Origin of the sequence: Flavobacterium hercynium (genome assembly GCF_002217285.1) — a bacterium.
Lineage (GTDB): Bacteria > Bacteroidota > Bacteroidia > Flavobacteriales > Flavobacteriaceae > Flavobacterium > Flavobacterium hercynium.
Genome location: NZ_MUGW01000001.1, coordinates 1 through 16,746 on the forward strand (window position 1 = coordinate 1; position 16,746 = coordinate 16,746).

Annotated in this window: 16 protein-coding genes; 10 read left to right on the top strand and 6 right to left on the bottom strand. The window is 33.6% G+C overall.

Features of this window, described 5'->3' with window-relative positions:
* Positions 1-183: 183 nt before the first annotated feature.
* On the top strand, positions 184-897 hold the full coding sequence (locus B0A66_RS00005; RefSeq protein ID WP_089047795.1) for a YebC/PmpR family DNA-binding transcriptional regulator: 714 nt from the start codon (positions 184-186) through the stop codon (positions 895-897).
* Positions 898-1,232: 335 nt separating this feature from the next.
* Here the strand turns inward: B0A66_RS00005 and B0A66_RS00010 are convergent, their stop codons facing one another.
* The 3 genes from B0A66_RS00010 to B0A66_RS00020 form a co-directional block, all read right to left on the bottom strand.
* Positions 1,233-2,090 carry a LamG domain-containing protein gene (locus B0A66_RS00010; RefSeq protein ID WP_089047796.1) on the bottom strand — a complete coding sequence of 286 codons (858 nt, stop codon included), beginning with the start codon at positions 2,088-2,090 and terminating at the stop codon, positions 1,233-1,235.
* Positions 2,091-2,558: 468 nt separating this feature from the next.
* Positions 2,559-3,599, bottom strand: coding sequence for a PLP-dependent cysteine synthase family protein (locus B0A66_RS00015; protein WP_089047797.1), 1,041 nt, complete (start codon positions 3,597-3,599; stop codon positions 2,559-2,561).
* A 71-nt stretch (positions 3,600-3,670) separates the two neighbouring features.
* Positions 3,671-5,731, bottom strand: coding sequence for a S9 family peptidase (locus B0A66_RS00020; RefSeq protein WP_089047798.1), 2,061 nt, complete (start codon positions 5,729-5,731; stop codon positions 3,671-3,673).
* Between the two features lie 140 nt (positions 5,732-5,871).
* Here B0A66_RS00020 and B0A66_RS00025 point away from each other — a divergent pair, with 140 nt between their 5' ends.
* Positions 5,872-6,192, top strand: coding sequence for a YbaB/EbfC family nucleoid-associated protein (locus B0A66_RS00025; RefSeq protein ID WP_089047799.1), 321 nt, complete (start codon positions 5,872-5,874; stop codon positions 6,190-6,192).
* Positions 6,193-6,381: 189 nt separating this feature from the next.
* Here B0A66_RS00025 and B0A66_RS00030 read toward each other — a convergent pair whose 3' ends face one another.
* A complete protein-coding gene (locus tag B0A66_RS00030) occupies positions 6,382-7,401 on the bottom strand; it encodes a threonine aldolase family protein (RefSeq protein ID WP_089047800.1) in 1,020 nt (339 codons plus the stop codon).
* Positions 7,402-7,551: 150 nt separating this feature from the next.
* On the opposite strand from B0A66_RS00030, the gene prfB reads away from it, so the two are divergent.
* From prfB to hemN, 8 genes are all read left to right on the top strand, one after another.
* A protein-coding gene (gene prfB, locus B0A66_RS00035) for a peptide chain release factor 2 (RefSeq protein WP_123868188.1) occupies positions 7,552-8,650 on the top strand; the annotation gives its coding sequence in 2 pieces (ribosomal slippage) (positions 7,552-7,614 and positions 7,616-8,650; 1,098 coding nt in all).
* Between the two features lie 87 nt (positions 8,651-8,737).
* On the top strand, positions 8,738-9,184 hold the full coding sequence (gene msrB, locus B0A66_RS00040) for a peptide-methionine (R)-S-oxide reductase MsrB (RefSeq protein ID WP_089047802.1): 447 nt from the start codon (positions 8,738-8,740) through the stop codon (positions 9,182-9,184).
* A gap of 469 nt (positions 9,185-9,653) precedes the next feature.
* Positions 9,654-10,652, top strand: a complete 999-nt coding sequence (lpxD, locus tag B0A66_RS00045; protein ID WP_089047803.1) for a UDP-3-O-(3-hydroxymyristoyl)glucosamine N-acyltransferase — start codon at positions 9,654-9,656, stop codon at positions 10,650-10,652.
* Between the two features lie 186 nt (positions 10,653-10,838).
* On the top strand, positions 10,839-12,467 hold the full coding sequence (locus B0A66_RS00050) for an acyl-CoA carboxylase subunit beta (RefSeq protein WP_089047804.1): 1,629 nt from the start codon (positions 10,839-10,841) through the stop codon (positions 12,465-12,467).
* Positions 12,468-12,569: 102 nt separating this feature from the next.
* Positions 12,570-12,992 carry a DoxX family protein gene (locus B0A66_RS00055; protein ID WP_089047805.1) on the top strand — a complete coding sequence of 141 codons (423 nt, stop codon included), beginning with the start codon at positions 12,570-12,572 and terminating at the stop codon, positions 12,990-12,992.
* Positions 12,993-13,107: 115 nt separating this feature from the next.
* On the top strand, positions 13,108-13,455 hold the full coding sequence (locus B0A66_RS00060; RefSeq protein ID WP_089047806.1) for a hypothetical protein: 348 nt from the start codon (positions 13,108-13,110) through the stop codon (positions 13,453-13,455).
* Positions 13,456-13,572: 117 nt separating this feature from the next.
* Complete coding sequence (locus B0A66_RS00065; protein ID WP_089047807.1) at positions 13,573-14,043, top strand: hypothetical protein; 471 nt, start codon at positions 13,573-13,575, stop codon at positions 14,041-14,043.
* A 119-nt stretch (positions 14,044-14,162) separates the two neighbouring features.
* A complete protein-coding gene (hemN, locus tag B0A66_RS00070; protein ID WP_089047808.1) occupies positions 14,163-15,527 on the top strand; it encodes an oxygen-independent coproporphyrinogen III oxidase in 1,365 nt (454 codons plus the stop codon).
* A gap of 31 nt (positions 15,528-15,558) precedes the next feature.
* Here the strand turns inward: hemN and B0A66_RS00075 are convergent, their stop codons facing one another.
* Complete coding sequence (locus tag B0A66_RS00075) at positions 15,559-16,260, bottom strand: sulfite exporter TauE/SafE family protein (protein ID WP_089047809.1); 702 nt, start codon at positions 16,258-16,260, stop codon at positions 15,559-15,561.
* An 11-nt stretch (positions 16,261-16,271) separates the two neighbouring features.
* On the bottom strand, positions 16,272-16,721 hold the full coding sequence (locus B0A66_RS00080; protein ID WP_089047810.1) for a FixH family protein: 450 nt from the start codon (positions 16,719-16,721) through the stop codon (positions 16,272-16,274).
* Between the last annotated feature and the right edge of the window lie 25 nt (positions 16,722-16,746).

Consider the following 16,746-nt stretch of genomic DNA (forward strand, 5'->3'; position numbering starts at 1 on the left):
TTTAGATTTTAGATTTTACTACTTTTTCAAAGCTTTCAGCTTTGAAAAAGTGAAATGGCGGTATACTAAGTGCTGAAAATTAATCTTAAATTTTCATAAAAACATAATTTAAAAAAGAATACGATTGATTTTGGAAAAATAAGGAATTACCGTATTTTTGCATCTCAAAATAAAAAATTAGTAATGGGAAGAGCGTTCGAATTTAGAAAAGGAAGAAAAATGAAACGTTGGTCAGCAATGGCTAAAACATTTACCCGAATTGGTAAAGATATCGTTATGGCGGTTAAAGAAGGTGGCCCAAACCCAGATGCCAATTCTAGATTAAGAGCTGTAATACAAAATGCAAAAGCGGCCAACATGCCTAAGGACAATGTGGAACGCGCTATAAAAAATGCAAGTAATAAAGATACTGCCAATTATAAGGAGATTTTGTTTGAAGGATATGCTCCTCACGGAATTGCAATTTTAATTGAAACTGCATCTGATAACAATAACAGAACGGTAGCTAACATTCGAAGCTATTTTAATAAATGTAACGGAACAATGGGAACTCAGGGTTCTGTTGAGTTTATGTTTGATCATACTTGTAATTTCAGAATTGCAAAAGGCGAAATCGATGCTGAAGAATTAGAATTAGAGTTAATTGATTTTGGTGCCGAAGAAGTTTTTGAAGACGAGGACGGAATTTTAATCTACGCTCCTTTTGGTAGTTTTGGTGCTTTGCAGAAAGAACTGGAAAACAGAGGAATGGAAATATTATCTTCGGGTTTTGAACGTATTCCGCAAATCACAAAGGAACTTACTGAAGCACAAATTGCTGATGTTGAAAAACTAATCGAAAAAATCGAAGAAGATGATGACGTTATGAACGTTTATCACACGATGAAAGAAGAGTAAACTTTTTCTCAAAATACTACGAAAGCCCTGGATTTTTATTCAGGGCTTTTTACTTTCTTAAAAACCCTATTCTAAAAGAAATAAATTTAAATAATCTATTATATTTGCCCCAATCCTATTAACCCCTAAATCAAAAACGATATGCAAACATCGAAATACACAAGATTTGCCGTAATAGTTCTGGTAATCTTATTTATAGTTATTAGTGTAATAAGCTAGAAAATGTATAAATGTAAAGTCAAAAAGCCTTCTAATAGTACATTTGAAGGCTTTTTTTCCTAATTAAAATTATTAAAAAAGGTAATCATAAAACTAAATCTTACTTTAATCCGATGTCATTTTTTTGATGTCTTGTTTGTAATCTTTAGCAAATAAGTTCCTTCCGGCAAATCACCAATATTGCTGGCATTACTTCCTACTATTTTTCTTCCCTGCGAAAAAACCTCAACATTTTTAGCCGTATTTACAGGCTTTGCTGCAACAGTATTTTTAGCCGTTTTGGTTTCCGTATTTGCAACGCTTAAAGACTCACTTACAGGCTTAGAATCATTGTAATACTGTAAAACCTGAGAATCTGTTAAAGCTACATTGTAAATTTTTAAATCATCTATATCAGCATTTATTCCTACTGTAGTATTTATTTCTCCAAGTCTGAATATAGTACCTTTAGTCTGACGTGAAATACCAGAAATCGACTTCAGCAATTCGCCATTACGATATATTTTTGAAGACTTTCCGTCATGAGTTATAGTATATTGATACCAAATATCACGTGCCAAAGGAGTAGAAACTATAATATCATTAGAAGTTCCCCAACCTGCAAGACTTAAATCAGAATTAGCCGTTGAAGTTCCTTGCTGCAATAAACCACAATATTGGGCATTAACAGCATTTCCGTAACCCCAAATATAATTTGCCGAAGAAATGGCATTAAACTTTACCCAAACCGACACAGAACGAGTATTATTGTCTTGTGGAAGATTATCAATAACAGCTTCCATACCTTTATTAACAAGTCGCTGAGCGCTCTTGACTCCCCCCATCCTATCGCTTACAAAATTTGCACTACCTGTAAATGATATGTTATTAGCTGTATTATTCAATGTTCCGTTAAAATCGAATTCCTGAATTGGATTTTGCGCGGTAGCAATAAAAAAACTAACAAACAGTAATGTGAGTAGTGTTTTTTTCATAGTAGTAGATTTTAGGATATTAAAAATTTAAATTTTAATCCTACTAATCTATATTAATAAGTATAGGTCTCGAAACTTTCCCGATAAAAAACCAAAATAATCGACGAAATAACCAAAATCGATATCTTTACAATAGCAATTGATTTTAATTATACTGTTTGCAATTTTCTTAAAAAAGAAAATTTAAAGCAATACAAATGACAAGATCTTACAATAAAATACGTTATTCTCACAAAATACCGAAAACCAACATTTGACAATGCTAGACGCGGATGACACGGATTCGCTCTGCGAAAACACAGATTTACACGGATTTTTTTGAATATTTACTTTGTTGCTTCTGAATCAATTCTAACTTATATCAAGAAGGTCGTAATTGGATAAATATTATGAAGTTCATTTAAATCAATAAAAAAACTCCATTTGACAAAGCCAAATGGAGTTTCTATATATCAGAATTCTAAATTTCTATTTTACAAATTCAATTTTTTGAACTTCTTCTTCATTGACACTGTCAAAGAATCCTTGTTCATTCATCCAGTCATCGCTAAACACTTTACTCATGTATCGTGATCCGTGATCTGGAAAAATAGCAATAATATTACTATCTTTTGTAAACTCACCTTCTTCTGCATATTGTTTAATCGCCTGCATTACAGCACCAGATGTATATCCTACGAATAAACCTTCTTTACGGGTGATCTCTCTTGCTGAGTGAGCACTTTCTTCGTCGGTTACTTTCATGAACTTATCAATAATATCAAAGTCTGTAGCAGATGGAATTAGATTTTTACCTAGACCTTCTATACGATATGGGTAAATTTCTTTATTATCAAATTCTTTTGTTTCGTGGTATTTTTTCAAAACCGAACCAAAAGCATCTACACCAAGAATTCTAATATTAGGATTTTGCTCTTTTAAGAATTTTGCAGTTCCTGAAATTGTTCCTCCGGTTCCGCTACAAGCAATTAGATGTGTGATTTGTCCTTTTGTTTGTTCCCAAATTTCCGGACCTGTGCTGTTGTAATGAGCATCAATATTTAGTTGGTTAAAATATTGATTGATATAAACTGAACCTTTTGTTTCTTCATGCAAACGTTTTGCAACGTTATAGTATGATCTTTCATCATCTGCAGAAACGTGAGCCGGACAGACATACACTTTTGCTCCTAAACTCCTCAACATGTCAATTTTGTCTTTCGACGATTTTGAACTTACAGCTAAAATACAATTGTAGCCTTTTATTATACTTACCATAGCTAAACTAAATCCCGTATTACCGGATGTTGTTTCGATTATGGTATCTCCTGGAGAGAGTATTCCTTTTTTCTCGGCCTCTTCAATAATATATAATGCTATTCTATCTTTTGAGGAATGTCCCGGATTAAAAGCTTCTACCTTTGCATAGAAATTTCCTTCTAACTCGGCGGTGATTTTATTTAGCTTAATAAGTGGTGTGTTACCTATTAACTCTAAAACGTTATTGTAAGCATTTATTTCTTCTTTCATAAAAAAATAGTTAATCAAAGGCACTTAAAAATAACCTTGACAGATTGCAAATTTAACAAAAAAAATTCTAATTAGCTTCTAATTTTCTCTAAATCTAATAAAAAACTAAATTCTTTTGCTAAGTCTTTTAAAGCTTCAAACCTTCCTGAAGCCCCGCCATGTCCCGCATCCATATTGGTATCCAGAAACAAAAGCTTATCATTTGTTTTCATATTCCTTAGTTTCGCTACCCATTTAGCTGGTTCCCAATATTGTACTTGAGAATCATGTAAACCTGTAGAAACGTACATGTTAGGATAATGTTGCGCTTTTACATTATCGTATGGTGAGTACGACAACATATAATCGTAATACTGTTTATTATTAGGATTCCCCCATTCGTCGTATTCGCCTGTTGTAAGGGGAATACTGTCATCAAGCATTGTTGTAATTACATCAACAAATGGTACCTGGGCAATAATCCCGTTATACAATTCAGGAGCTTCATTTACAATAACTCCCATCAAAAGTCCTCCTGCTGATCCTCCTTCTGCATATAAATGTTCCGGAGATGTAAATTTTTCGTCAATTACAAATTTAGAGCAATCAATGAAATCTGTAAAGGTATTTTTCTTTTTTAACAGTTTTCCATCTTCATACCATTGTCTTCCTAAATCTTCTCCTCCTCTAATGTGAGCAATTGCAAAAACAAAACCGCGATCTAATAAAGACAATCTTGTTGACGAAAAATAAGTATCCATCGTTATTCCGTAAGAACCATACGCGTACAGTAGTAACGGATTTTTACCGTTTTTATGCAATCCTTTGCGATAAATCATCGAAATAGGCACTTTTACGCCATCTCTTGCTGTTGCCCAAACACGTTCTTCGATATAATTTTCTTTATCAAATTTACCACCTAAAACCTCTTGTTCTTTTAAAACTTCTTTGGTTTTAGTAGTCATATTAAAATCAATTACAGACGAAGGCGTCGCCAAAGACTGGTAACTGTAACGCAGAATATCTGTATCAAAATCGATATTGGTTGTGGTGTACGCATTATACGTTTCACTGCCAAACGGTAAATAATAATCTGGCTCGTCATTCCATGGCATGATACGAATATGGTTTAATCCATTCGATCTTTCTTCTACCACTAAATAATTTCTGAATATTTCAATATCTTCTAAAAGAACATCTTCGCGATGCGGTATAACATCTACCCAGTTTTTTTTACCCGTTTTATTTTCGGGCGTTTTCATTAACTTAAAGTTGGTAGCGTCATCTTTATTCGTCAAAATATAAAAAGAATCTTCGTAATGCGAAATACTATACTCCAGTCCTCGAACACGCTTCTGAAAAACCTCAAATTCTCCATCAGGATTGTCTGAATTTAAAATTCGGTATTCTGTAGTCAATGTACTTCCAGATCCAATTACAATATATTTTCTTGACTTTTCTTTACTTATCGAAACATTAAAGGTATCATCTGTTTCATTAAAAACAAGTACATCTGCTGCAGCATCAGTATTTAATTTATGTCTGAAAATTTTATCTGCTCTAAGCGTAACTTCGTCCTGCTTGGTATAAAAAATCGTATGATTATCATTTGCCCAAACAGAACCTCCTGTAGCATTTTCGATTCTATCTGCTAAAATTTCATTTGTTTCCAGATTTTTGATCTGAATCGTGTAAATTCTTCTCCCTACAAGATCAACACCAAAACTGGCAAACTTATTATCCGGACTAATACTTAAACCTCCTAATTTAAAGTAAGCATGTCCTTCTGCCATTTCATTGCAATTAAACAAGATTTCTTCTTCTGCCGCTAAGCTTCCTTTTTTTCTTGAAAATATTGGATAATCCTGACCTGTTTCAAATCGGGTAATATAATAGTAACCATTGTAAAAATAGGGAACAGAGGAATCATCTTCCTTAATTCTGGCTTTCATTTCTTCATACAAAGAAGCCTGAAGATCTTTTGTATGAGCCGTACTGTTTTTATAATAATCGTTTTCCTGATTTAAATAATTAATTACTTCCGGATTTTCCCTGTCATTTAACCAAAAATAATTATCAAGTCGGGTCTCTTTATGTTTTTTTAATGTTTTGGGTATTATGTTAGCCTTTGGGGCCGATATATCGTTTTGCATTGATTAAGCGTTTGTTTTTATAAGACGGAGCAAAAATACTATAAACACAACATAAGATAAATATTTTTTTCATAAAATATTGTATTGATATAATACAGCAATATACTAATTTTGTGTGAAATAATATAAAATCAACAAAAATGGATTTAATGGGAATGATGGGTAAACTTAAAGAAACCCAACAAAAAATTGAAGATACAAAAAAACGTCTGGATACTGTTTTGATTGATGAACAAAGTGCTGATGGATTATTGAAAATTACTTTGACAGCTAACAGAAAAGTAACCGCTATCTCTATCGATGACTCGTTATTGGAAGATAAAGAACAATTAGAAGATTACTTAATTGTAACACTAAATAAAGCAATCGAAAAAGCTACAGGAGTAAACGAAAGAGAACTTGATGCTGTTGCAAAAATGGATATGCCAATGATTCCGGGAATGGATAATCTTTTTAAATAAGAGGGACAAAGGTTCTGAGGTACAAAGGGACAAAGGTTTTTCGTTGTAACTTTTGAAACTATTCTTAAAAAAAGGAAGCACAATTGTGCTTCCTTTTTTTAAATGAACCTTTGTGACTTTGAGCCTTTGTGACTTTGAACCTAAAAACCTTAGTACCTCAGAACCTTTGAACCTTTGAACCTTTGTCCCTTAAAATTTAGAAAGCGTCTCTAAGACGTACGTATGCATTACTTCTCTGTAATCTAAGTGCGTTACAATACGAAGTTTATTATGTCCCATTGAACTTATTGAAATATTTTTTTGTTTTAATTTCTCAATCAAAAGCTGATCATTATATCCTTCCGCCAACGAAAAAATCAAAATATTAGTTTCTACAGGTTCTACAGCCGCAACCCAGGTTTTAGTTACTAAAACTGCAGCAATTTCTTTTGCTCTTCGGTGGTCTTCTGCCAGTCTTTCAATATTGTGCGCTAATGCATACAATCCTGCAGCTGCCAAATATCCTACCTGACGCATTCCTCCGCCTAATATTTTTCTAATTCTCAAAGCTCTGTGAATATCCACTTTGCTCCCCAAAAGTACTGATCCGATTGGAGCACCTAATCCTTTAGACAAACAAACGGAAATGGTATCGAAAATAGCTCCAAATTCTTTTGGATTTTGCCTCTTCGCTACTAATGCGTTCCAAATTCTGGCTCCATCTAAGTGAAATTTCAAATTATTAGCATCGCAAACTTTCTTTATTTCTCTTAAATCTTCTAATTCATAACAAGCGCCACCACCTTTATTCGTTGTATTTTCTACACAAACCAAACTAGTTAACGGACTATGATAAAATTCGGGATCATTGATCGCTGCTGCAACCTGACTGGCATTAATCATACCGCGATGTCCATCGAGTAAACAGCATGATACGCCACTATTAAAAGATACACCACCACCTTCGTAATGGTAAACGTGTGCATATTTGTCGGCGATTAATTGTTCTCCCGGTTGTGTATGTAATTTAATAGCGGTCTGGTTTGCCATAGTTCCTGACGGAAAAAAAAGTCCTGCTTCCATACCAAAAAACTCAGCAACTCGGGTTTCCAGTTCGATAACCGTCGGATCCTGCTTGTATACGTCATCACCTACCTGTGCATTAAACATATACTGCAACATTTCGTATGTAGGTTTAGTAATGGTATCGCTAATTAAATTTATTTCCATATTATAAAAACTATATCTTATTTTTGTACAACAAAATTACGTATTACTGGTAGTTATTCTGAGTAAGTTTTAGTAAATTTTAACTTGTCAATAACCTAGAACCAAATTAACGTAATATTTATAACAAACATATAAAACTACTATTAATTTATGACAACTACCGAACAAATAAAAGGTATTGTGGAGCGCCTTGGTGCGTTGAGGAGGTATCTTTGACGTTGATGCCAAGCTAATCGAAATTGCCAACGAAGAAGAAAAAACTTTCGCACCTGACTTTTGGAACAATGCAAAAGAAGCTGAAGTGATTGTAAAAAATCTTCGAAACAAAAAAAAATGGATCGAGGACTACAATAAAGCGATCGAACTAACAGACGAATTACAACTTGCCTACGATTTTTATAAAGAAGGAGAACTTTCTGCAGAAGAATTAGACGGACATTACGACACCACTCAGGCTCATATTGAGAACATTGAGTTTAAAAACATGCTTTCTGACGAAGGAGATAGTTTAAGTGCGGTGGTACAAATTACCGCAGGAGCCGGTGGAACTGAAAGCTGTGACTGGGCAGGAATGCTAATGCGTATGTACATGATGTGGGGAGAAAGCTATGGCTTTAAAATAAAAGAACTGAACTTTCAGGCTGGTGATGTAGCAGGTATTAAAACTGTTACACTGGAGTTTGAAGGAGATTATTCTTTTGGCTATCTTAAAGGAGAAAACGGTGTACATCGTTTAGTACGAATCTCTCCTTTTGACAGTAATGCCAAGCGTCATACTTCATTTGCTTCTGTGTATGTTTATCCGCTTGTTGATGATAGTATCGAAATTGATATTAATCCGGCTGATATTGAAATTACGACTTCGCGCTCTAGTGGAGCGGGTGGACAAAATGTGAATAAAGTTGAAACTAAGGTACAACTAGTGCACAAACCAACCGGAATTCAGATTCAATGTTCAGAAACGCGATCGCAACAAGACAACAGACAGCGTGCCATGCAAATGCTTCGATCTCAATTGTATGAAATTGAATTAAAGAAGCAACAAGCTCAGCGTGCTGATATTGAAGCTGGAAAAATGAAAATCGAATGGGGTTCGCAAATACGTAATTACGTTATGCAGCCATATAAGTTGGTCAAAGATGTTCGTACCGGTTACGAAACCAGCGACGTTGATGGTGTTATGAACGGTAACATCGATCCTTTCCTAAAAGCATTTTTAATGATGATGGGACAAAAAGAAGAAGAATAAATTCTAAATAAACCTTTAAGATATTAAGAAGAATAAGCTGCAAAAGTTTATTTTTTTTAGTACCTTAATGGTAAAAAAACTAGGACTATGATTAAATGGGCAGATATTATTCGATATACAAATAAAGGAAATCCAACTCCTGAGAAAAAGGTTGAGAAAACGGAAGAAGAATGGAAACAGCTCTTAACGTCTGAAGAATTTCAGGTAACGCGTCTAAAAGGTACAGAAAGATCTTTTAGTTCAGAACTTTGCAGTTTATTCGATCCGGGAATTTATGAATGCAAATGCTGTGGTACAGTATTATTTGATGCCAGCGAAAAATTTGAATCAGGAACCGGATGGCCATCTTTTACGCAGCCCATTCAGGAAAATTCAATTGCGTATCACGCTGATAAATCATACGGAATGATTCGAGTTGAAGTAGTTTGTAATACCTGCGAAGCACATCTTGGTCACGTTTTTCCCGATGGTCCAGAACCAAGCGGATTGCGTTATTGCATCAATGCTATCTCTCTTTCTAAAATAAAAGAGTAATACATTTAAATTATTAAGAAAGCGATTCTCTACTTAAAAAGAGAATCGCTTTTTTATTTTCATAAAATTCAAAAAAAAATTAACTAGCAATTTAATTTTTTAAAATAAAGGATTAATCTTACTAATAAACAATACTATCCGAAAGAAATTAAAAAATAACATTTCCTCTAACAAACAGTATGATTGATACTTAACTGTTAAATTAGTTACAGTACTGTTTTTTAACCCGAAAGCAACAAAATAATGTTTTTAATACCTACAGATCATCAAATTAAGGATAAATAGTATTATTCCATCATATTTTTAAAATTACCAAACTGTTAATAAATTAATACTTTTGATGTTAATTTTGTAATATTTAAACTGTTATTTAAAATTGTTTATTTAAAACTTACAAATAACATTAGGTAATTCAAATCTAATTTATTTTATTTGACGGAAATAAACCGAAAACACCCCAATTCATTAGATGAAATCCTATTCAATTCAAGAAATCAACGAGGTCATAAAAGGAGAAATTTATGGCACAACTTCTCAAAGCATAACTGCAACAGAACAATTAGAGAAAGCAACAAGTTCTGAAATATCTTTTATAGGAAACAAAAAATATGAAAAGTTTTGGGAAGCTTCAAAAGCTGCTGTTGCGGTAGTAAATGAAGATATCTCTATTGAGCCTGGAACTAACCGTGCTTTTATTAAAGTTAAAAATGCTGATTTAGCAATGTCTCAAATTTTAGCTCTTTTTGCACCCCCAACTCCATTATTTCATAATGATATTCATCGAACTGCAACAATTGATGAAACTGCGATAATTGGCGAAGGCTCAAGAATTGGAGCTGGCTGTTATATTGGTCCAAATGTATCGATTGCAGCAAACGTAACGATATATCCAAACGTTACCATTTTAGACGAATGTACCATAGGTAAAAACACTATTATTTGGTCTGGAACTGTGGTTAGAGAGCGTTGTCATATTGGAAGCGATTGTATCATTCACCCTAATGCTACAATTGGAGCTGATGGTTTTGGATTTCGCCCTTGCAGTGAAAAAGGTTTAGTAAAAATTCCACAAATTGGAAATGTAATAATAGGAAACGGAGTTGAAATTGGAGCAAATTCTTGTGTGGACCGTGGAAAATTTAGCTCAACCATTTTAGGTGATGGCTGTAAAATTGACAATCTGGTACAAATTGGACATAATAGTAAATTAGGTAAATTCTGTATTATGGCTGGAAACAGCGGATTAGCAGGTTCTGTTACATTAGGAAATGGTGTTATTATTGGCGGAAGCGCTTCTATAAAAGATCATACTACTATTGGTGATGGAGCAACTGTAGGTGCAGGATCCGGAGTTACAGGTGATGTTGCTGCCGGAAAAACAATGCTGGGTTATCCTGCTGTTGAAGCTCGTGATGCCTTAAAGCAATGGGCAATCTTAAAACGAATGGTTTGCGATTCTAAAAAATAATCGAAAAAATAAGTTATAAAAAAAACAGAAGATCATCTTCTGTTTTTTTGTTTTATACTCATAGCGCTTCACGTTTAAAGAATATACAAAATCAATTAAAATTCTTAATTTATGATACGAAGAATCTGATTTATAAATTGATTTTGTAAATTAGCCAACAGTATTTTGTAAAAACATCAATTTCTTATGGATTTAAACTTCAATAAAAACGAAGATCACAATAAACTATTACTTTCTGAATTAAAACAAAAATTAGCCAAAGTAAAATTAGGTGGTGGAGAAAAGCGTATTGAAAAACTTCATGCCGAAGGAAAAATGACAGCACGTGAACGTATCGCCTATTTATTAGACGATAATACGAAAAGTATTGAAATTGGAGGTTTTGTTGGAGATGGCATGTATGCTGAACATGGCGGTTGTCCGTCCGGTGGTGTTGTCATCAAAATAGGTTATATAAAAGGCAAACAATGCATTGTTGTTGCTAATGATGCTACTGTAAAAGCCGGAGCCTGGTTTCCTATTACGGGAAAGAAAAACCTGCGTGCACAGGAAATTGCAATGGAAAACAGATTGCCTATTATCTATTTAGTAGACAGTGCCGGTGTTTATTTGCCACTACAGGATGAAATTTTTCCGGACAAAGAACATTTTGGAAGAATCTTTAGAAACAATGCTCAAATGAGCAGCATGGGAATCACACAAATTGCCGCTGTAATGGGAAGTTGCGTTGCTGGTGGGGCTTACTTACCAATTATGAGTGATGAAGCACTAATAGTTGATAAAACGGGAAGTATTTTTCTTGCCGGAAGCTATTTAGTAAAAGCAGCCATTGGAGAAACTATTGATAATGAAACTCTTGGCGGTGCTACAACGCATTGCGAAATTTCAGGTGTTACAGATTATAAAGCTAAGGATGACAAAGATGCCTTAGATAAAATAAAAAATATTGTTGATAAAATAGGCAGCTACAACAAAGCGGGTTATAGCCGAATTAAAGCGGAGAAACCTGCTCTAGAACCTAATGATATCTACGGAATTTTACCAAAAGCCAGAAATGAGCAGTACGATATGATGGAAATCATTAATCGTTTGGTGGACAATTCTGAATTTGAACCTTACAAAGACGGTTATGGTCAAACCATTATTACCGGTTATGCCAGAATTGATGGCTGGGCTGTTGGAATTGTAGCCAACCAAAGAAAAGTGGTTAAAACCAAAAAAGGCGAAATGCAATTTGGCGGTGTAATTTACTCGGACAGCGCAGACAAAGCAACACGTTTTATTGCCAATTGCAATCAGAAAAAAATTCCACTCGTTTTTCTTCAGGATGTTACCGGATTTATGGTAGGATCAAAATCAGAGCATGGCGGAATCATAAAAGATGGTGCTAAAATGGTAAACGCAGTAAGTAATTCTGTTGTACCAAAATTTACTGTGATAGTAGGAAACTCTTATGGAGCAGGAAATTATGCGATGTGCGGGAAAGCTTATGATCCAAGATTAATCTTTGCATGGCCAAGCGCAGAACTAGCTGTTATGGGTGGAACTCAGGCTGCAAAGGTATTGGCACAAATCGAAGCTTCTTCGCTTAAAGCAAAAGGAGAAATCATAGACGAAGCTAAAGAAGCTGAACTTTTCAATAAAATAAAAGCACGTTATGACGAACAGACATCGCCGTATTACGCTGCTTCAAGATTGTGGACAGATGCTATTATCGATCCATTAGATACCAGAACATGGATTTCTATGGGTATCGAAGCTGCTGACCACGCTCCTATTGAAAAACAATTTAATTTAGGTGTTATTCAGGTTTAATCCTGAATTTAAAACACTAATAAAAAACTCATTTTCAATACCTTAACACATTAAGTGATTAAAATTTTGTACATTAGTATGTCTTTTTAATCACTTAATATCATGGAAAATGTAAAAAACTTAAATAAGTGGGCTAACGCACACACTTATTTACCAGTAGATTTGGTGCGCATTGCATTGGGTGTATTTTTATTTATGAAAGGAGTTTCATTTGTAACCAACGCACAATATTTGCATGAACTGATTTCTCCCATCGACCAATTCGGAGGCGGAATGTTTCTTTTGCATTATATTGCTCCGGCACACATGATTGGCGGCATTATGATTGTCTTTGGATTATTAACCCGTTGGGCAATTACTGCACAACTGCCTATTTTGCTAGGCGCAATTCTAATAAACGCTATGGGAAATCTGCGTTCTGAAAGTTTACTTTTAGCAATAGCAGTATTTTTAGTTTGTGTTTTCTTTTTATTTTACGGTAGCGGAAAACGTTCAGCTGATTACTATTTCAAAATGCAGCAATAAACCTTTTTCTTTACTTAGTTGATTTTGAATATTTAGAATAAATTAACGCGCTACTAATCGTTAATTAATTCCTTAAAATTTCTTTAATTGTATTTTATGAATTAAATTCGCCACCATGAATTGGATTCGTAAAACGGTTATTTGTATCGCACTTGTGATAATGGCGTCTTTTGCTTTTGAAGCAAACGGAATTCCTGTGCAAAATACCGAAACCCAAAAATCCGACACCAATTTTTCACTGGATTATCTGGATGCTTCAGATTTTATTCAGCCACAATCCGGTTACCAATTTGCTGCAAATCTAAAAACGAGCCATCCTAATTTAGTTAAATGGTTTGATTATTTACAGATCGTTATTCCTGGTCAGCAGGTTGTAAAATCAGTATCTAATTTTGCAAATCAATTTTCAAATCACAGCAAAAAGATATCCTTATTGCTCTATCCCTTCCATTATTTTTGGTAATTAAATTTTTGAATTTTTAAGTAGAAGAATAGTTTTTCTTCTAAGTCAGGTATGTTATTTTCTGAACGAAAGTAACTTGACATTTCATATTATTTAATCGAATTCAAAAAATAAAAAATGGAAACAAGTGTAACCATAATTGGTATTGTAATCGCAATCATAGTAGCGATTCCTGTATATTTTACTGCAAGATCTAGTGCTGCAAATAAAGCTAAGATCTTAAATATTAAAAAGAAATTTAACCCCAATCATCCCGAAGATTTTGATTTAACAGAATCTCAAAGTAATAAAACGCTGACCATAGATCATAATAACAGAAGATTCATTTTAATGAATTTTAATCCTAATCAGCAAGAATCGATTTTTGTAGATTTAAAATCTGTGTCCTCATGTAAACTGGTTTTAACACATGACGGAAACTCAGATACTATTCTTAAAATCGATTACGAATTTCAACAAAGAGAAAGCGATAAAAAAATCATCATACCTTTTTATGATTTTGATGATGATCGCATCAAACAAATAAGTGCTTATCAAGATCACCAGTTTGCAAAAAAATGGCTTAAAATCATTCAGGATTCTATTTAGTGTTAGTTATTTAATTCAGTAAAAAGAGGCTCATTATGAGTCTCTTTTTTGTTATATGATATTTGTCATTTTATATAATACTACTAAAAATTAATTTTGTTAGTCTAAAATCTAATTTTATGAAAACTTCTTTAATTCAAAAATACAATGTTCCGGGTCCAAGATACACAAGCTATCCAACGGTACCTTACTGGAATGAGGCAAATTTTACAGAAGAAAAATGGGTACAATCTCTTCAAAAGTCCTTTGCGGAAAGTAATTCAGAAAACGGAATTAGTTTATACATTCATTTACCGTTCTGCGAAAGTATGTGTACTTTTTGCGGATGCAATAAACGAATTACAAAAAACCATTCTGTTGAAGAAACGTATATCAAAGCAGTTCTAAAAGAATGGAGTTTATATTGCAAAGTTTTACCTGAAAAACCAATCATAAAAGAAATACATTTAGGTGGCGGAACCCCCACTTTTTTTTCATCTGATAATTTAGAGAATTTGATTAATGGTATTTTTTCGCTTGCCAAAAAAGCAGACAATCATGAATTTAGTTTTGAAGGACATCCAAATAATACTACTTATGAACAGCTTCAAAAATTATATAATTTAGGCTTTCGCCGAGTAAGTTTTGGTGTTCAGGATTATGCAGAAAAAGTGCAAAAAGCAATTCACAGAATACAGCCCTTTCATAATGTTGCCAAAGTAACTTTTTGGGCAAAAGAAATTGGATATACTTCAATAGGTCATGATTTAATATTTGGTTTACCTTTTCAAACTCTTAAAGACGTTATTGATACGGTAGAAAAAACAAATTCCTTAAAACCGGACCGATTGGCTTTTTACAGCTATGCACATGTGCCTTGGATAAAAGGAAATGGTCAGCGTGGGTTTAATGACGAAGATCTTCCAAAAGATGCAGAGAAAAGAGAATTATACGAAACAGGCAAACTAATGCTTTCCCAAAATGGTTATCACGAAATTGGAATGGATCATTTTGCATTACAATCTGACAGTTTGCATAAAGCTTCTGAGAACAAAAAATTACATCGTAATTTTATGGGATACAGCGCATCAAAAACACAAGTGATGATTGGTTTGGGTGTTTCCTCCATAAGTGACAGCTGGTACAGTTTTGCTCAAAATACCAAAACGTTAGAGGAATACTACCAATTGTTGGAAGAAGATAAATTGCCTGTAGTAAAAGGTCATATTTTAAACGAAGAAGATTTAATTATTCGCAAACACATTCTAAACTTAACCTGCGAATTCGAAACAACCTGGACTTCAGAATCGCTTTACTTTGATGAAATTTCAAGTGTATTGGAAGATTTAAGAGAAATAGAAAATGATAATCTAATTGTAATAGAAGGAAATAAAATTACAATTACCGAGGCAGGAAAACCCTTTGTTCGTAATATCTGTATGGCGTTTGATTTACGTCTAAAAAGAAAATCACCGGAAACAAGTTTGTTTTCGATGACTGTATAATTAAATTGCAGCTAAATTTAATGTGTCGTTTCTAATGACAGTTTGGAGTCTGTTGCACAAATAAACTCATATTAGAAGGAGAAATATACGGAATCCCTAAACCTAATCCTCTAAGGATAAATAAAACTCCAATAATTACCGCAACATAAGGTATCGCTTTCTGAATTTTGTTTCGGAATGGCATCTTTATCATTGAATTTACGTATACTACAAGCGTCATTAAGGGCAAAGTCCCCACACCGAATAATATCATATACAGCACACCCAAACTGGCGCTTTGCATTGCAATTGCGCCAAATAACGCTACGTATACCATTCCGCAAGGCAAAAAGCCATTTAGTAAACCAATTATAAAAAGAGATTTGTAGCTTTTATTTTTAAAGTGATTTCCTAAATTTGATTTAATTTTTGAAATTACTTTGTAAACCGGTTTTGAGAAATTATACTTCGCAAACAATTGCTCCGGAATCAAGACTACCAATATCATAGCTAAGCCAATAAAAATAGAGATTTTTTGCTGTAACCCGGCTAAGAAAAAACCTCTTCCAAGCAATCCAAAAACTAAACCTATTGAACCATAAGCCGTTAAACGTCCTAAGTGATAGGTTACAATCTGAGTTACTTTTTTTGCTTCATTCTGACGGTCTACAGGAAGCATCATAGCAATTGGTCCGCACATACCAATACAGTGCAGACTACTAATCAATCCAAATATAAAAGCTGAATACAACATTTTGAACTGTTTTAATTTACATAAACTACTTCTTTTGATAAGTATTTTTTGCCATCATACTGCCATTCCATATTGACGTCCCAGCGTCCTTTAACCAATTTATTTTTCGGAATTAACAAAGTAGAGTTATTCAACACTATTTGAGTATTAAAATCAAACTTTTTATTAGAAGGTCTGTACAACAAAACGTTTCCTTTGATTTTTTCATTCTGCATTGTAGCCGGAAAATCGATCTTCACACCATTTTCTGTGTACTTAATAGAAGGCTTTCTTTGCAAGTCATGCGCATTTTGAATTCTTGCCATTTCATCCTGAAAATGCGAATCGTGCTTATAGTATTCTTCTACAACTAAATCATTATCATATTTGCTGTTTGATTGTACTTCAAAAACAAAATATAAAATAAAGGTCATAAATAATCCAAAAGCAATTACAATTCCTGTTCCCCAATTAATTTTCATAGTAAGTATTTTTAAATTTAGTAAT